The following is a 15,481-nucleotide window of genomic DNA, read 5'->3' on the forward strand; positions in this document are numbered from 1 at the left end:
AAGTGCCAGAAAACGGTGCGGAGAACGGTGCAGCAGACGGAGCCGCCAGAGATCCGTTCGACTTTCCCCGGCAGTGGGAGGCGGACGTCGTGCTCAGCGACGGCCGCACCGTCCACCTGCGACCGATCACGCCGGACGACGGCGAGAAGCTGAGGGAGTTCCACGGGCGGCTGTCCGAGCGGACGCGGTACTTCCGCTACTTCGGGCCCTACCCGCGGATCCCGCAGCGGGATCTCGAGCGGTTCAGCACCGTCGACCACCACGACCGGGTGGCGCTCATCGCGTTGCTCGGCGACGACATCGTCGCGGTCGGCAGGTTCGACCGGCTGCCAGGTGATGATCGTCGGGGCGAGTCAGCGGAGGTCGCGTTCGTCGTCGAGGACGGGCACCAGGGGCGAGGGCTGGGCAGCATCCTGCTCGAACACCTCGCGGCCGCGGCGAAGGAGGTCGGGCTCGTCCGGTTCGAGGCCGAGGTGCTCGCGGAGAACGGGCAGATGGTCCGGGTGTTCCGCGACGCCGGCTACCAGGTCAGCAGGGCGTTCGAGGAGGGCGTGCTGCACCTGGAGTTCGCGATCGACCCCACCGACGAGTCCGTCGCCGTCGCCAGGGCCCGCGAACAGGCCGCCGAGGCCCGCAGCGTGCACAACCTGCTGCACCCGAGATCAGTCGCCGTCATCGGGGCGTCCACCGACCCGACCAAGATCGGCCACGCGGTACTCAAAAACCTCCTCGAGGCCGACTTCAACGGCCCCGTCTACCCGGTCAACGCCGAGCACCGCGCCGTGAGAGGCGTCCGTGCCTACCCGACCGTGCTCGACATCCCCGACGACGTCGACCTCGCCGTCGTCGCCGTGCCTGCCGCCAGCGTCGACGAGGTCATGGACGCGTGCCTGGCCAAGGGCGTGAAGGCGCTCGTCGTCGTCAGCAGCGGCTACGGCGAGACGGGCCCGGACGGGCTGTCGGCCGAACGCAGGCTCGCGGCCGAGGCGAGAGCGCACGGCATGCGTGTCGTCGGTCCGAACGCACTCGGCGTGCTCAACCTCGACCCCAAGGTCAGGCTCAACGCGAGCCTCGCCCCGAAACTCCCCACGAGAGGCCGTGCGGGCTTCTTCTGCCAATCTGGCGCCCTCGGCACCGCGATCCTGGCCAACGCCGCCGGCTGGGGCCTCGGGCTCTCCACGTTCGTCTCAGCGGGCAACCGCGCCGACGTCTCGGGCAACGACCTGCTGCAGTACTGGGAGACCGACCCCGCCACCGACGTCGTCCTGCTCTACCTGGAGTCGTTCGGCAACCCGCGCAAGTTCGCGCGGCTCGCCCGCAGGCTCGGCCGCACCAAGCCCATCGTCGCGGTCAAGTCCGGCCGCCACGCCGTCGTCCCCGGCCTCGCCGCCACGGCCGCGAAGGTCGACGAGGCGAGCGTCCAGGCGCTGTTCGAGCAGGCCGGCGTGATCAGGGTCGACTCGCTGGCCCAGATGTTCGACACGGCGCTCCTGCTCGCCCACCAGCCGCTGCCCAAGGGCAAGCGCGTCGCCGTCGTCGGCAACTCCACCGCCATCGGCCTGCTCGCCGCGGACACCCTGCTCGCCCAGGACCTCGACCTCGCGGACGATCCCGTCGACGTCGGCGCCCAGGCCACCCCGGAGGAGTTCGCCAAGGCCATCCAGGAGGCGCTCAACCGGCCGGACACCGACGCCCTCGTCGTCGTGTTCGTGCCACCGATCGCCGTCCCCGGCACGGCCTATGCCCGCGCACTCAAAGAAGCCGTGCACGGCACCAAGCCGATCGTCTCCACGTTCCTCGCCGTCGAGGGCATCCCGGACGAGCTCAGAATGCCCGGACGGGGCTCGATCCCCAGCTACGCCAGCCCCGAACGCGCCGTTCTCGCCCTCGCCCGCGTCATCCGCTACGCCCGCTGGCGCGCCGCACCCCAGGGCCACTTCACGCGCCCGGAAGGCATCGACGCGGAACGAGCGCGGTCCATTGTGGACAACACCGGGACCGAACGGCTCCTCGAAGACCACACTGCCGTCGAACTGCTGAACTGCTACGGCATCGACGTCGTCCCGTTCCGCATCGCCCACAGCGCCGAGGAAGCAGCGAAAGCCGCAGACGAACTCGGCTACCCGGTGGCCATGAAAGCCACCACCGAACGCCTCCGCCACCGCACGGATCTCGTCGGCGTCAGACTGGACATCGCGCAACAAGAATCGGTCAAGGCGGCATACCACGACCTCGCGGAACTGAGCGGCAAACCGGGCGTGTACGTGCAACGCATGGCGCCCAAGGGAGTCAGCTGCGTCCTCGGCCTGCAGGACGACCCGAGCTTCGGCACGCTGGTCTGGTTCGGACTGTCCGGTCTCGTCAGCGACCTCCTCGGCGACCGCGCCTACCGGGCAGTACCCCTCACCGACACCGACGCGGCCGAACTCGTTGCCGCACCGAAAGCCGCACCGCTGCTGACGGGTTACCGAGGGGACGAACCCGCGGACCTGAAGGCACTTCAGGAACTGGTACTCCGTTTGGCCGCACTCGCCGAGGACCTCCCGGAGGTCCGCTCGCTCAAACTGGAACCCGTTCTTGCTTCTGCCGCAGGGGCTTTCGTCAGCAGCGCGCGCATCGTCATCGGCCCGCCTCCGTCCCTGCACGACGCCGGTCCGCGCCGCCTGCGCTGATCGGGCTACGGCAACGATTCCGTTGTCTCATTCGCGCCGGGGTATGGACATGCGTCCGATCGCCGCCTAGGTTTCCCGGCATCGCCGAGCGTCACCGATGATGCGCAGGCGCATGCCCGTGATTCCGTGCTGTAAGAGGGACGAATGACGCCGAGAGCGCTCCTCCGCCTGCTGGCGACAACAAGTGCGGCTGTGCTGCTCCTCTCCTCGTGCGCGAGCGCCGACGAGAACACGATCGTCGGCAGGGCCAGCAAGAACGACCGCCTGACCATCGCCGTGTCGTACGACCAGCCGGGCATGGCGGTGCGCAGGCTCGACGGCAGCTACCGCGGGTTCGACGTCGACGTCGCCAAGTTCATCGCGAACGAGTTCGGCGTGGAGGAACAGAACATCACCTGGAAGGAAGCGCAGCCCGGCAACCGGGAGACGCTCCTGACCAGCGGTGAGGCCGATCTGGTCGTCTCCACCTACTCGATCACGGACAAGCGCAAGGAACTGATCGACTTCGTCGGCCCGTACTTCGTCGCCGGTCAGGACCTGCTGGTGCGCATGAACGAGACCCGCATCGACGGCCCGAAGTCGCTCAACGCCAGCCTGCGCCTGTGCTCCACCGCCGGGTCGACGTCCGCCGCGTACGTGCGCGACCAGTTCGCGAACGACGTGAAGATGGTCGAGTACGCGAAGTTCAGCGACTGCGTCACGGCACTGCTCGCGCAGAACGTCGACGCCGTCACCACCGACGACGTCCTGCTCGCGGGTTACGCGGCCCAGAACCCCGAGCTGCTGCGGGTCGTCGGCGACCCGTTCAGCAAGGAGGAGTACGGCGTCGGCCTGCACCGCGACGACCCGACCAGCAAGGCCAAGGTCCAGGCGGCGCTGCAGAAGATGATCGACACGGGTGCCTGGCGCAAGTCGCTGGAGGCCAACATCGGATCTTCCGGCTACAAGATCCCCGACCCGCCGAAGCTCGCGCCCTGATCACACAGTGGGTGACGTATGCTCACGCCACGTGAACCGAGTGCCGCCGCACCGCGCTGATCGACCCGTTCGCGCGGGCATCCCAGAACACGGCCGTGTCCCGCGCTACTACGCGGTCAAGGCCGAGCTGTTCGACCTCGTCGAGAACCTCGGCGAAGGCACCGTCCTGCCGTCCGAACGCGAGCTCGCCGAACGGTTCTCCGTGTCGCGCGTCACGCTCCGCCAGGCGGTCAGCGAACTGGTGCTCGAAGGCAAGCTGATCCGCCGCCAGGGCAGCGGCACGTTCGTCGCGCCGCCGAAGCTGGTCCAGCCGTTGTCGCTGGTCAGCTACACCGAGGGCATGCGACGCCAGGGCGTCGAGCCGACTCGCACGGTGATCACGATCGAGGAGATCAGCGCCGACGAGGGCCTGTCGCGCGACCTGATGCTCGAACCGGGCGACCCGGTCGTGCACCTCGAACGCGTGCTGCTCGCCGACGACGAGCGCATCGGCCTCGAGTCGACGTACCTGAGCCTGCGCCGCTTCCCCGACCTCCTGGAGAAGCTCGACCCCGGCGGGTCCCTCTACGCGTGCCTCACCGAACGGCTCGGCGTGCGGTTCGCCGAGGCCGAGGAACGCGTCGAGACGGTCCTCGCGACGCCCAGGGAGGCACTGCTGATCGGCACGAACCCCGCGCTGCCGATGCTGCTGCTGCACCGGGTGTCCTACGACGTGGACGGTCACCCGATCGAACGCGCCCGTTCGCTGTACCGCGGCGACAGGTTCAGCTTTGTCGCCCGTTTGCACGCGGATCGTTAGGAACAGAACCAGGCTCTCCAGCGTCTGAGGATCATGGCGCTGGAACCGGAGATCGGGCTCGTCGGCAGGGACGACATCACCGCGTTGGTGGAGTCGTTGGTGGAACGCAGGAAACGCGTCACCCTGCCGGTGATCGTCGCGTTCGGCCCCGGTGGCAGCGGCAAGACGTCGCTGCTCGACCACGTCCGCAGGCGTTACCGGGACGCGCCGACGGCCAGGGTCGACCTCGACAAGGCCGGTTCCCGTTCCTGCAAGGACATCCTCGACGTCGCCGCCGAGCAGCTGCGCTCCTACCGGCACGCCGAGTTCGGCCGCATGCGGTTGCCGCGCTACGACCTGGCCCGGCTCGCGCTGCACAACGAGCCCACCGACGACCCGCACCACCGCGCCCGTGAGCTCGCCGCCAAGCAGATGACCCGGCTCGTCGCGGTCGCCGACGCCGCCGAGGTCGTCGAGGTGCTGCCACCCGCCCAAGGTCTGGGGAAGGTCCTCAGGCCGCTTCTGCTGTGGCTCATCGGCCTCTCCGTCGTCGCACCGCGGCCGTTGCGCTGGCTGCTGGGCGGGCCGCGCGTCGCGAGTGCGTTGCGCTGGTTCGAGAACTACGCCGGGCGCCCGAAGTTCGACGCCGCGCTCGTGCACATGTGGAGCCTCAACCGGGCCGGCGACACGCTGGAGATCGACCGGCTGCTCGTCGCCGCGTTCCTCGCCGACATCACCGCCGCCTACCGGTTCCGGCGCTACCGCAGGATGAACAGCCTGCTGCTGCTCGACGGCGCCGACCTCCTCGACGGCATCGACTCCTACCTGCCACCGAAACGGCCCCGCCCCGCCGCACGCGCCACGGACTTCCTGAGCCTGCTGGCCGAACGCCGCGCCCAGGAACCGCACGTGCCGCTGCTGGTCATAGCCACCAAGCAGTCCGCGCCCTCGTTACCCGATTCGCCGGTGTTCAAGGCTGTTCGTCTCGAACCGTTCACGCTCGCGCAGACGCGTCAGTTCCTCGCCGAGTGGAACCGCACCCGCAACAGCACAGTCGAGTCCGAGGCACTCGTCGAGGAACTGCACGAGGTCACGCACGGCCACCCGCTCGCGGTCCGGCTCGCGATCCAGCTGGTGCAGTTCGTGTTCGCGCGCGACCAGGTGCTGCCGTCGGTGCGCTCGGTGTTCGACGAACGGCTGCCGGTCGACGAGACCACGACGTTCCAGGACGCCACGGTCGGCGACTACCTGCTTCTCCGCTTCTTCCAACGGATTCCGGGTGCCGAGGAAATGCCGGAGCGCGAGGCCGCGCGCGAGATCTTCGCCCGTCTGGCCGCCCCGCGGTTGCTCGACCGGCACGTGATCCGCGCGCTGCTGCCGTCGACGTGGTCGGCGGAGAACATGCGCGCTCTGTTGGCACAGCTCAGTTTCGTCAGCCAACAGGGCGAGAACTTCGTACTGCACCCTCTTTTGCGCGACCTGCTGGCGCGCAGGCTTCGTGAAGTCCCCGAAGGCCAGCCGTTCTCGCACATGAACGTGCACAGGTTGCTCAAAGAGCGCTACGACAGCCTCGGGCAACGTGAAGACGCGCTGTACCACGCACTCGCGCTCGGCGAAGTCCACCTCGTCGCGCATCGCCTGCGCCCGCACGTCGACGAACGCAGCGACCGCTGGATCGCCGAACTGGCCGCGATCGCCGAGGCCCCGATGCCGCCGGGCGAGGGTGAGCCGGAGTACGAGGACCAGCCCGCCACGTGGTGGGAACGCCTGCGCACCGGAACCAGGAAGAATCTCCACCGCCGCTACGACCGCGTGGTGCGACCGGAGACCGGGCAGCTGGAGGACGCCGTCATCGCGACCTGGGAACTGCGCTCGCGCAGCCGAATCGTGCGCCCGACGGTGGAGATGTACGACCGGGTGTTGCGCACCCACCAGGATCTCCACGGCGCCGAGGAACGCCTGACCGCTTACCGCGCAACGAAACGCGCGCTCGAACACAACACACCCGCGTCGCCTCCGGTGTCGCTGCCGCGCTCGTCCGCCACCACTCAGTACCCGTACCCGCGACGCTGGCCAGGCCGCACTTCGTTGCGCCGCGCGGCCGTCTACCTCGTTGCGACGCTGCTCGTCTTGTACGGCGCGGCTTTCTACCTCCAGACGAGCAACAACTGCCTGCGCTACGGCGTCTACGAACCTCGCGAACTCGTCGCGGACCTCGCGGGAAAGCAGCCACGTCTGTCCAAACTGGATGGTGTGCAATGCGTTGGCCTGAGCGAGAAGCCGGGCCGGTTCGCCTACGGTGACCCGGCGCTGCAGAACAACGACGACGCCGAGGTCGAGGAGCTCGCCAAGCTCATCGCCGAGGAGAACGACCGCGTCGCCAAGGTGAAGGACCGCAGTGTCGTCACGATCGTCGTCGCCACGATGCTGAGCTCCAACGAGCGGGTGAAGCGAGACCTGTCCGCCGGTGTGAACGAGCTGCGCGGCGCGTATCTGGCTCAGCGCGACTGGAACCAGCTCGACGGTCTCGGCCGCAATCCGTTGGTGCGCCTGGTTCTCGCGAACTTCGGCGGCGAGTCCAAGTACGCGGAGAAGGTCGCGGGCGAGATCCGCGCCTACGCCGAGCGCGACCCGAACGTGGTCGCCGTGACCGGTCTCGGGCAGAGCCGCGCCACGACGCTGACCGCGCTCGGCATCCTGGGGCCGACGAAGGAACACCCGAACGGCATTCCGATGGTCGGCTCGTCGCTGTCGTCGACCCACTTCAGCCCGAAGCCCTACTTCTTCCGCGTCGCGCCATCCAACAAGCGCCAGGCCCAGGTCGCCGCGCGGATCATCGAACGCACCGAAGCGTTGCGCGGACGGCCGTTGCACCTCATGCGCAGCACCGGGGACGAGTACAGCTCGGATCTCGCGGAGGAGTTCCAAGACGTGCTCAGGCCGGAAATCCACGATTACGACGACACGGCGAACACGGTGGCCGCGCAACTCGGCGGCGTCGTGAGGGAGATCTGCCAGAAGTCACCGAACCCGCTCATCCTCTACACCGGCCGCACGGCGGAGGTCGGCGGGCTGCTGACCGAGCTGAGCCGCAGCAACTGCACCGACCCGGTGGTGTTCGGCGGCGACGACCTGACACAGCTGGAGACGACGAACTTCACGGATCTGGAAGACATCAAACGATTCGCCGACGGCAGGCTCTACTTCACGACGTTCGCGTGGACGCCCGGCCAGGAGGCAGTTCCCCAGCCGACCCAACAGTTCTTCACCACCTACGAGTCCGCGCAGAAGCGGCATGCGAGGAAGGCTTTCCTTTCGGGCCCCAACGGACACATTCTTCTCGCTTATGACGCCGTCACCGTCGTCGCGAACTCGACTGAGGTTGGGGCGTCACGAGAACATGTCTTCGAGCAGCTGCGTACTTTGAGTGACTTCGCGGGCGCGTCCGGGAGGCTGACGTTCGCCCGTCCCGGCGCGAGCGGCCTGTCCGGCGCGGATCCCGCCGACAAGCTGGTCGTGGGCCAGATCGTCAAGCTGGACAACGGTTTCCTGGTGTCTCGATACGTCGCCCACGAGGGCTCGTAGCGGTCCGGCGAAGTGACTGCGGGTCACCGGACCTCTTTTGCACGCAGGAAGATACCGCCCGTTCGCACTCGTTTCCCGCTCAAGTCGCGGAGGTACTGTTGGTGGTACGAATTCGAGATGTCCGCAACGGTGCGGGAGAGCGGGGGTGTGCCGTGTCGTTCAAGGCCGAGTTCCTCGCTGAGCTCGAGGACTGCCTGCGCGGTTACGGCGCGGTCCCGGTGAGCAATCCCGACGCGCTGGCGTTGTTCATCGAGTTCGTGCGGGCTCTTCCGGAGAGCGACCAGAAGCTGCGCTGCCTCGAAGGAGTCGACCAGGGTTCCGGGTCGTTCTGGAACAACCCGGCGGTGTGGTGGGAGCAGGTGCCGCGGTTCGGCGCGGGGCTGCCGCGATGCGGGTCGGCGGAGTGCCGCAAGTTGCTGGACGACATGCTCGACGAGGCCATCAGCGACGAGATCGACGTGCTGGAGATGGAGATCCGCGAGCTGCCCAGCTGATCGGACACCGCCGGACATGCCTGCCGGCGCCGCCACCTGTTACGGCCACGGCGCCGGGGCTCCAACTCCTATTTGGTCGCGACGAGCGACTTGAAGAGTTCCCGATAGCGGTGGAGAGCCAGTCGCAGGTCCTCGGTCTGTGGATCACCGTTTCCCTCGAGCTGCTTCGCCAGTGAACGGTGCCGGCTGGTGAGCTCCTCGATCGCTCGCGTCACGAGGTCGTCAGCCTTGCGCACAGCGGCTTTCGGGTCGTCGACGAACTCGTACTGCACAGCCCGCCACTCGTCTTCCAGCTTGCCGACAGGCCGCTGTTCGTGACGCTGTTCGGTCCGCTGGTCCTGACGCTCCTCGCGGCGTTCGTCGCGTCGCTCCTCCGCACGCGCATCCTGACGGGATTCCTGGCGCTGTTCCTGGCGTTGTTCCTGCCGGGGATCGAGCCGGTGCTCCTGCTGCTGGTGCTGCGGGGGAACCTGTTGCTGTTGCTGCTGAGGAGAGGCAGACGGCCGCGGCGGTGCGGACGCGGGGTCGTTGGTCTCGGGAACCTTCCTCACGGGAGCCTCAGACATCCGTCTTCTCCTTCCGCGTGGCTTCACGGTCCTTGCGCGGACCCGCACCGTGTTCGAGCAGGTCGGTGAACAGCTCGCGGTAGTGCACCATCGCGGTGCGCAGGTCTTCTGTGCTCGCCTCGCCGATCTCCTGGCGCTCGGAGATGTCGTGCGCCTTGCGGTAGTGCTCCAGCGTGCGAGCGTGTTCCACGGACAGCACGCTCAGCTGCGCCTCGTAACCCTCCGTGGGGTAGCCGCGCTCGGCCATCAGATCGGTGACCAGACGGTCGGCGTCCGCGATCGCCTTGTCCGGCGAGTCGACGAACTTCGCCTGCACATCTGCCCAGTGCCGGCGGTAACTGTCCTGAGCCGCAGGGGAAAGCGGCTTCAGGTCGAACTCGCTGTGGCGGTGCTCCCGCTCCGCGAGTTCCTTCTCCGCCGCGGTTCTGCTGTCACTGTCGGAGACCGCGCGGTCGTACTCGGGGCCGAAGCGGTCGCGCAGCTTCTTGCGCTGCATGGCGGGCCTCAGCACGAAGGCGAGGACCACCAGCACCACGAGAACCGCGACAACCAGGCCGATGATGGCGCCCGTTGACATGGAAAACCTCCAAGACAGGCAAATGGCTCTGCTGTCCTGGAGGCTTGCCCACGTGCTCACAAGGGAAACATCAACCCTTGATACAAACCACCTGCTTGAGCTTCGCGACGATCTCGACCAGGTCGGACTGGTTCGCCATCACGGTGTCGATGTCCTTGTAGGCGCCCGGAATCTCGTCCACCACACCGGAGTCCTTGCGGCACTCGACACCACTTGTCTGGGCGGCGAGATCCTGCGTCGTGAACGTCTTGCGGGCCTTGTTGCGCGACATCCTCCGGCCGGCGCCGTGTGATGCCGACTCGAACGAGTCCGGGTTCCCGAGACCGCGCACGATGTACGAGCCGGTGCCCATCGAGCCCGGGATGATGCCCAGCTCGCCGCGTCCGGCCCGGATCGCGCCCTTGCGGGTCACCAGCACGTCCTCACCGAAGTGCGTCTCCTCGGCCACGTAGTTGTGGTGGCACGAGATCGGCTCCTCGAACGCGATGTGCGGGAAATCGGCGCGCAGCACGTCGCAGACCAAACGCAGCATGACCGCGCGGTTACGGCGTGCGTAGTCCTGCGCCCAGTACAGGTCGTGCCGGTACGCCGCCATCTCCGGCGTACCGGCGAGGAACACGGCGAGATCCGGGTCCGGCAGCTCGGCGTTGTGCGCGAGCGTGCGCGCCACCGAGATGTGGTGCTGCGCCAGCTCGTTGCCGATGCCACGCGACCCGGAGTGCAGCATGACCCACACGTTCTGGTCGGTGTCGAGACAGACCTCGAGGAAGTGGTTTCCTCCGCCGAGCGTGCCCATCTGGTGCAACGCCTTGTCGGCGCGCGCCTTCACAGCCGGCGTGAGGTCGTCGAACTTCCTCCAGAACGGCGCCCAGTCGGACGCGTCCCTTTCGGTGAAGGCGGTCGCCTTGTGCTGGCCGAAACCGACGGGGACCTCGGCCTCCATGCGCGACCGCAGCCCGCGCAGTGTCTCCGGCAGGTCGCTCGCCGTGAGCGAGGTGCGCACGGCGGTCATGCCGCAGCCGATGTCCACGCCGACGGCCGCGGGGGAGACGGCGTCGCGCAACGCGATCACCGATCCCACCGTGGCCCCCTTGCCGTAATGCACGTCCGGCATCACGGCGATGTGCTTGACGGCCCACGGCAGCGCGGAGATGTTCTGAAGCTGTCGCATGGCGAACTCCTCGACCTCGTCGGGCCGAGTCCACATGCGGATGTCCACGTTCTTGCCGCGGACGAGGTTTGCTGCCATGGCTCCGAGGTTAGGCCGCGTTTTGCTTGTTCCACAAAGGAGTTTCGTGGGGAGTTTCCCCGGCGCCTGACACGAACTCCCAGGTGCCCTTGCGCACCTTGGCCTTGCTCATGTCACCGCCGAGAGTCGTGACGAACGCGCGCACCGTTGGCAGATCGTTGACGTCCGCGATGAGGATCGCCTTGTTCTGCAACGTGACGCTGCCACCGCCGAGCTTCTCGCGCGCGACCGCGTCTTTCAAAAGGCCGTCGCGGACCTGCTGCGCGGTGAGGCCGTCGACCTCGACCTGGACGGCGTCGACCTTCGGCGAGTTCGCGGCCAGGAAGCGGAACGTCAGCACCGACTCCTGCCTGAACTGCTTGCCGATCGTCGAGGCGGCGTGGCGCAGGCTCTCCTCGCCGAGCGTGACGTCGAACTTGCGGGAGCGTTCGAACGTCGTCTGCTGCAGGTCGCCCGACCAGAACACGCCGTCGAGCAGCGTGGAGCGGATGGTGAGGCCGCCGTTCGCGAACACGATGCCGCGGACCTCGCGGTCGAACTTGACCAGCTTGTCCTGCAGGCGCGGGTCGTCCGGATCGGTGATGATCGCGGTGTTGTTCGTCGCGAAGATCTCCGGGCACGGCAGCGGAGCGCCCGCCGCCGTGCCAGTGGAGACCGTGAACGCCAGTACCGACGTGACTGCCACGAGAAGCTTTCGCATGGGCCACAACGTATTGCTCCGGGCGGCAGTGGGCATACCCCGTTCCACTCAGCGGGCCACGGCGCGTTTGTACTGGTAGTTGGCCAGCGGAACGAAGATCAGCAGGAAGACCACCACCCAGCCGAGTGACGCGAGCACCGGGTGCTGCAGCGGCCAGACGTCCGGCGCCGGCTGCAGGGGAGAGGTGTTGCCGAACAGTTCGCGCGCGGCCAGCGTGACGGCCGAGACCGGGTTCCACTCGGCGATGTGGCGCAGTACCGAAGGCAGCTTCTCCGCCTGCACGAATGTGTTCGCGATGTAGGTGATCGGGAAGATGAAGATGAAGCTCGCGTTGTTGAACACCTCGGGACTGCGCACCAGCAGCCCGATCCACGCCATCGCCCACGAGAACGCGTAGGCGAACAGCAGCAGGATGCCGACGGCGGCGAGCGCCTCCAGCGGGGACGAGTGGATGCGCCAGCCGACGATCAGGCCGGTGATCATCATGATGACGACGACCAGCGCGTTGTTGACCAGGTCGGACGTCGTGCGGCCGACCAGGACGGCCGAGCGGGCCATCGGCAGCGAGCGGAACCGGTCGATGATGCCCTTGGTGATGTCCTCGGCCAGGCCGCTGCCGGTGATGGTGGCGCCGAAGAGCACGGTCTGCGCGAAGATCCCGGCCATCAGGAACTCCTGGTAGTCCATGCCGGGGATCTCGATCGAGCCGCCGAAGACGTAGGCGAACAGCAGCACGAACATGATCGGCGCCGCGGTCGAGAACACCAGCAGGTCCGGCACGCGCTTGATCTTGATGAGGTTGCGCTTGGCGACGACCGACCCGTCCGCGAGTGCTTGCAGCAGCTTCACTTCTCCTCCTCTTCGGCGTGGTGGCCGGTCAGGGTCAGGAACACGTCGTCGAGCGTCGGCCTGCGCAACCCGATGTCGAGGACCTTCACCGACTCGGCGTCCATCCGCCGGATCGCCTCCATCAGCACCGTCGACCCGCCCGTGATCGGCATGGTGAGGTGGTGCTGGCGTTCGTCGGACTCCATCGGGCCGACGGCGAGGTCGGCGAGCGCGGACCTGGCCGTGGCGAGCTCCTGGGACGTCGCGACGGAGAGTTCGAGACGTTCGCCGCCCACCTGGTCCTTCAGCTGGTCGGCGGTGCCCTCGGCGATCACCCTGCCCCGGTCGATCACGGCGATCTGGTCGGCGAGGCGGTCGGCCTCCTCGAGGTACTGGGTGGTGAGGAGAACGGTCGTGCCGCCCTTGACGAGCTCCTCGATGACGTCCCACATGCCGAGGCGCGATCGCGGGTCGAGACCGGTGGTGGGTTCGTCGAGGAACAGGACGCTCGGCTTCGCGACGAGCGCGCCGGCGAGGTCGAGCCTTCTGCGCATGCCGCCGCTGTAGCCCTTCACCGGGCGGTCGGCGGCGTCTTCGAGGTCGAACCTGGCGAGGAGCTCGCGGGCTCGTTCGCGGCTGCGGCCGCGGCCGAGGTGGTAGAGGCGGCCGACCATGTCGAGGTTCTCGAAGCCGGTCAGGTTGTCGTCCACGGCCGCGTACTGGCCGGAGAGTCCGATGCTCTTGCGCAGCTCGTTGGCGTTCTTGCGGACGTCGAGCCCGGCGACTGTCGCCCTGCCCTCGTCGGCGTCGAGCAGGGTGGTGAACACCCGCACTGCCGTCGTCTTGCCGGCGCCGTTGGGCCCGAGCAGGCCCATGATGGTGCCTTCCTCGACTCGCAGGTCCAGGCCGTTGAGGGCGACGACCGACCCGTAGCGTTTGACCAGGCCTTCGGCCACGATCGCGTCTGTCATGGGGGCATCATGGCCTTCTGGTCTGACAATTTCGTCCGATTTGAGTCTTTGCCTCGGGTGATTGACATGCGGATCGAACGTGAAAATACTTCGGGGTCATGGACCGCGTGTGTGTCATCGGGGCAGGCTCTTCCGGCATCGCCGCATGTCAGGTGCTCAGCGCCCGCGGCATCGAGTACGACTGCTACGAGACCGGGTCCGAGATCGGCGGCAACTGGCGCTACCTCAACGACAACGGCATGTCGTCCGCCTATCGCTCGCTCCACATCAACACCTCGCGGCAGATGATGGAGTTCAAGTCCTTCCCGATGTCCTCTCGGCTACCGGCCTATCCGTCGCACTTCCAGATCGCGGAGTACTTCGACGACTTCGTGAAGCACCACGGATTCCGCGACCGCATCCGGTTCCGGACCGAGGTCGTTTCGGTTTCCGTCGCTTCCGGTGGTTATTCGGTCACCACGCGCGATCGCGATACGGGTGCGGAGAGTTCTGTTTCTTACGGCTCGGTCATCGTCGCTTCCGGTCACCACTGGTCGCCGCGTCTGCCCGAGCCCGCGTTTCCCGGATCGTTCTCCGGCGAGGAGACGCACGCGCACTTCTACAAGACGCCGGAGCGTTTCGCGGGGAAGAAGGTGCTGGTTCTCGGTATCGGCAATTCCGCGTGCGACATCGCGGTCGAGTCGTCCCGAGTCTCCGCCCGCACCTTTCTGGCCATGCGGCGTGGCGCGCACATCATGCCGAAGTACCTGTTCGGGATGCCGACCGATCACCTGACGACCTCGCCGCTCGCCCGGTTCGCGCCCGCGTGGCTGCAGGCGTTGTCCCTTCGGGCGATGTTGCGGCTGGCCAGGGGCAAGCTCTCGTCCTACGGGCTGCCTGAGCCGTCGCACGCGATTCTGGCGGCGCACCCGACCGTGTCCGACGATCTGCTGACCCGGCTCGGGCACGGCGACATCACCGTGAAGCCGAACATCGCCCGGCTGGACGGGACTGGCGTGGTTTTCGCCGACGGCAGCCGGGAGGACGTGGACGTCATCGTCTACTGCACCGGCTACAAGGTCGACTTCCCGTTCCTGGACGCTGCGGCGTTCCCGGCGGTGTCCTCCGCGGACAACGAGGTGTCGCTCTACCGGCGGGTCGTGGATCCCGCGCATCCCGGGCTGTACTTCCTCGGGTTGATCCAGCCGCTGGGCGCGATCATGCCGTTGGCGGAGGCCCAGTCCGAGTGGATCGCCGATCTCGTGTCCGGGGTCGCCGCGCTGCCTCCGGTGCCGGAGATGAAGGCGGAGATCGCCTCGTACCGGGAGTCGCTGCGGAGCCGGTACGTGAAGTCGAAGCGGCACACGCTGGAGGTCGACTTCCTCGGGTACCAGCGGGAGCTGGCGGCGGAGCGGAAGGCCGGTGCCGCCCGTCGCTAGGGTCGGGTGAGTGCTGATCTGGATCAACGGGCCGTTCGGCGGCGGGAAGACCGCGGCCGCCTTCGAACTGCAGCGGCGGCTGGCCGGCAGTGTCGTGTCCGATCCCGAACGCCTCGGGTTCGGGCTGCACCGGATGTTGCCGCCTGCTCTGCGCGGTGACTTCCAGGACCTCCCGGCTTGGCGGCGCGGTGTGCGGGAGATGCTCGACCTGGCTTTGCGCGGACACTCCGGGCCGATCATCGTCCCCATGACGCTGGTCGACTCCGGCTACTTCGCGGACGTCGTCGGTGGTCTGCGCTCCGGTGGTCACGAGGTGCATCACTTCGCCTTGCTGGCTGAGCCGATCACCGTGCTGAGGCGGCTGCACAACCGCGGCTTCTGGCCCGGCTTGAAGCGCGAGCGCTGGGCGGTCGACCGGATCGACGACTGCCTGACCCGGTTGAGCGAACCGGCGTTCGCCACGCACGTCGCCACCGATCGCCTGAGCGTTGCGCAGGTGGCCGACACCATCGCCCGATCGGTCGGGCTGCCGCTCACCCCGAACACCGACGGCCCCGTGCTCGCCCACCTACGTCGGTACGCCACCACACTGCGCCATCTCCGCGCCGACTGACTCCCACGCCTTCCCGCGCCGACTGATATATCGCCGCCGCCCGCCGCCGCCC

The 15,481-nt window shown here is 67.8% G+C and carries 13 protein-coding genes; 7 read left to right on the forward strand and 6 right to left on the reverse strand.

Annotated features, from left to right (window positions below; genetic code table 11):
* Window positions 1-2 precede the first annotated feature (2 nt).
* From UK23_RS01295 to UK23_RS01315, 5 genes are all read left to right on the forward strand, one after another.
* Entirely contained in the window at window positions 3-2,672 is a 2,670-nt protein-coding gene (locus UK23_RS01295) for a bifunctional GNAT family N-acetyltransferase/acetate--CoA ligase family protein (RefSeq protein WP_045309438.1), read from the forward strand.
* 144 nt (window positions 2,673-2,816) lie between these two features.
* Window positions 2,817-3,650 (forward strand): glutamate ABC transporter substrate-binding protein, encoded by an 834-nt coding sequence (locus UK23_RS01300; RefSeq protein WP_045309439.1) that lies wholly within the window; start codon window positions 2,817-2,819, stop codon window positions 3,648-3,650.
* A 31-nt stretch (window positions 3,651-3,681) separates the two neighbouring features.
* The gene (locus tag UK23_RS01305; RefSeq protein ID WP_045309440.1) at window positions 3,682-4,449 is read left to right on the forward strand and encodes a GntR family transcriptional regulator; all 768 of its coding nucleotides are present in this window, start codon (window positions 3,682-3,684) and stop codon (window positions 4,447-4,449) included.
* A gap of 33 nt (window positions 4,450-4,482) precedes the next feature.
* Window positions 4,483-8,013: a hypothetical protein gene (locus UK23_RS01310; protein WP_045309441.1), complete on the forward strand. Its 3,531-nt coding sequence runs from the start codon at window positions 4,483-4,485 to the stop codon at window positions 8,011-8,013.
* A gap of 152 nt (window positions 8,014-8,165) precedes the next feature.
* Window positions 8,166-8,507 carry a hypothetical protein gene (locus tag UK23_RS01315; protein WP_045309442.1) on the forward strand — a complete coding sequence of 114 codons (342 nt, stop codon included), beginning with the start codon at window positions 8,166-8,168 and terminating at the stop codon, window positions 8,505-8,507.
* Window positions 8,508-8,575: 68 nt separating this feature from the next.
* Here UK23_RS01315 and UK23_RS48155 read toward each other — a convergent pair whose 3' ends face one another.
* The 6 genes from UK23_RS48155 to UK23_RS01345 all read right to left on the reverse strand — a co-directional run bounded on the left by UK23_RS48155 (window position 8,576) and on the right by UK23_RS01345 (window position 13,398).
* A complete protein-coding gene (locus UK23_RS48155; protein WP_156212638.1) occupies window positions 8,576-9,073 on the reverse strand; it encodes a hypothetical protein in 498 nt (165 codons plus the stop codon).
* On the reverse strand, window positions 9,066-9,650 hold the full coding sequence (locus tag UK23_RS01325) for a hypothetical protein (protein ID WP_045309443.1): 585 nt from the start codon (window positions 9,648-9,650) through the stop codon (window positions 9,066-9,068). Before UK23_RS01325 ends, UK23_RS48155 begins: the two co-directional genes overlap by 8 nt.
* Before the next feature lie 70 nt (window positions 9,651-9,720).
* Window positions 9,721-10,899 carry an RtcB family protein gene (locus tag UK23_RS01330; RefSeq protein WP_045309444.1) on the reverse strand — a complete coding sequence of 393 codons (1,179 nt, stop codon included), beginning with the start codon at window positions 10,897-10,899 and terminating at the stop codon, window positions 9,721-9,723.
* 10 nt (window positions 10,900-10,909) lie between these two features.
* A complete protein-coding gene (locus UK23_RS01335; protein ID WP_045309445.1) occupies window positions 10,910-11,599 on the reverse strand; it encodes a hypothetical protein in 690 nt (229 codons plus the stop codon).
* A 48-nt stretch (window positions 11,600-11,647) separates the two neighbouring features.
* On the reverse strand, window positions 11,648-12,448 hold the full coding sequence (locus UK23_RS01340; protein WP_045309446.1) for an ABC transporter permease: 801 nt from the start codon (window positions 12,446-12,448) through the stop codon (window positions 11,648-11,650).
* Window positions 12,445-13,398, reverse strand: coding sequence for a daunorubicin resistance protein DrrA family ABC transporter ATP-binding protein (locus UK23_RS01345; protein WP_045309447.1), 954 nt, complete (start codon window positions 13,396-13,398; stop codon window positions 12,445-12,447). Before UK23_RS01345 ends, UK23_RS01340 begins: the two co-directional genes overlap by 4 nt.
* 98 nt (window positions 13,399-13,496) lie before the next feature.
* On the opposite strand from UK23_RS01345, the gene UK23_RS01350 reads away from it, so the two are divergent.
* Window positions 13,497-14,816 (forward strand): NAD(P)-binding domain-containing protein, encoded by a 1,320-nt coding sequence (locus tag UK23_RS01350; RefSeq protein ID WP_045309448.1) that lies wholly within the window; start codon window positions 13,497-13,499, stop codon window positions 14,814-14,816.
* Window positions 14,817-14,826: 10 nt separating this feature from the next.
* Entirely contained in the window at window positions 14,827-15,429 is a 603-nt protein-coding gene (locus UK23_RS01355) for an AAA family ATPase (RefSeq protein ID WP_045309449.1), read from the forward strand.
* Window positions 15,430-15,481: the final 52 nt, after the last annotated feature.

It is taken from the genome of Lentzea aerocolonigenes (genome assembly GCF_000955955.1).
GTDB classification, from domain to species: domain Bacteria; phylum Actinomycetota; class Actinomycetes; order Mycobacteriales; family Pseudonocardiaceae; genus Lentzea; species Lentzea aerocolonigenes_A.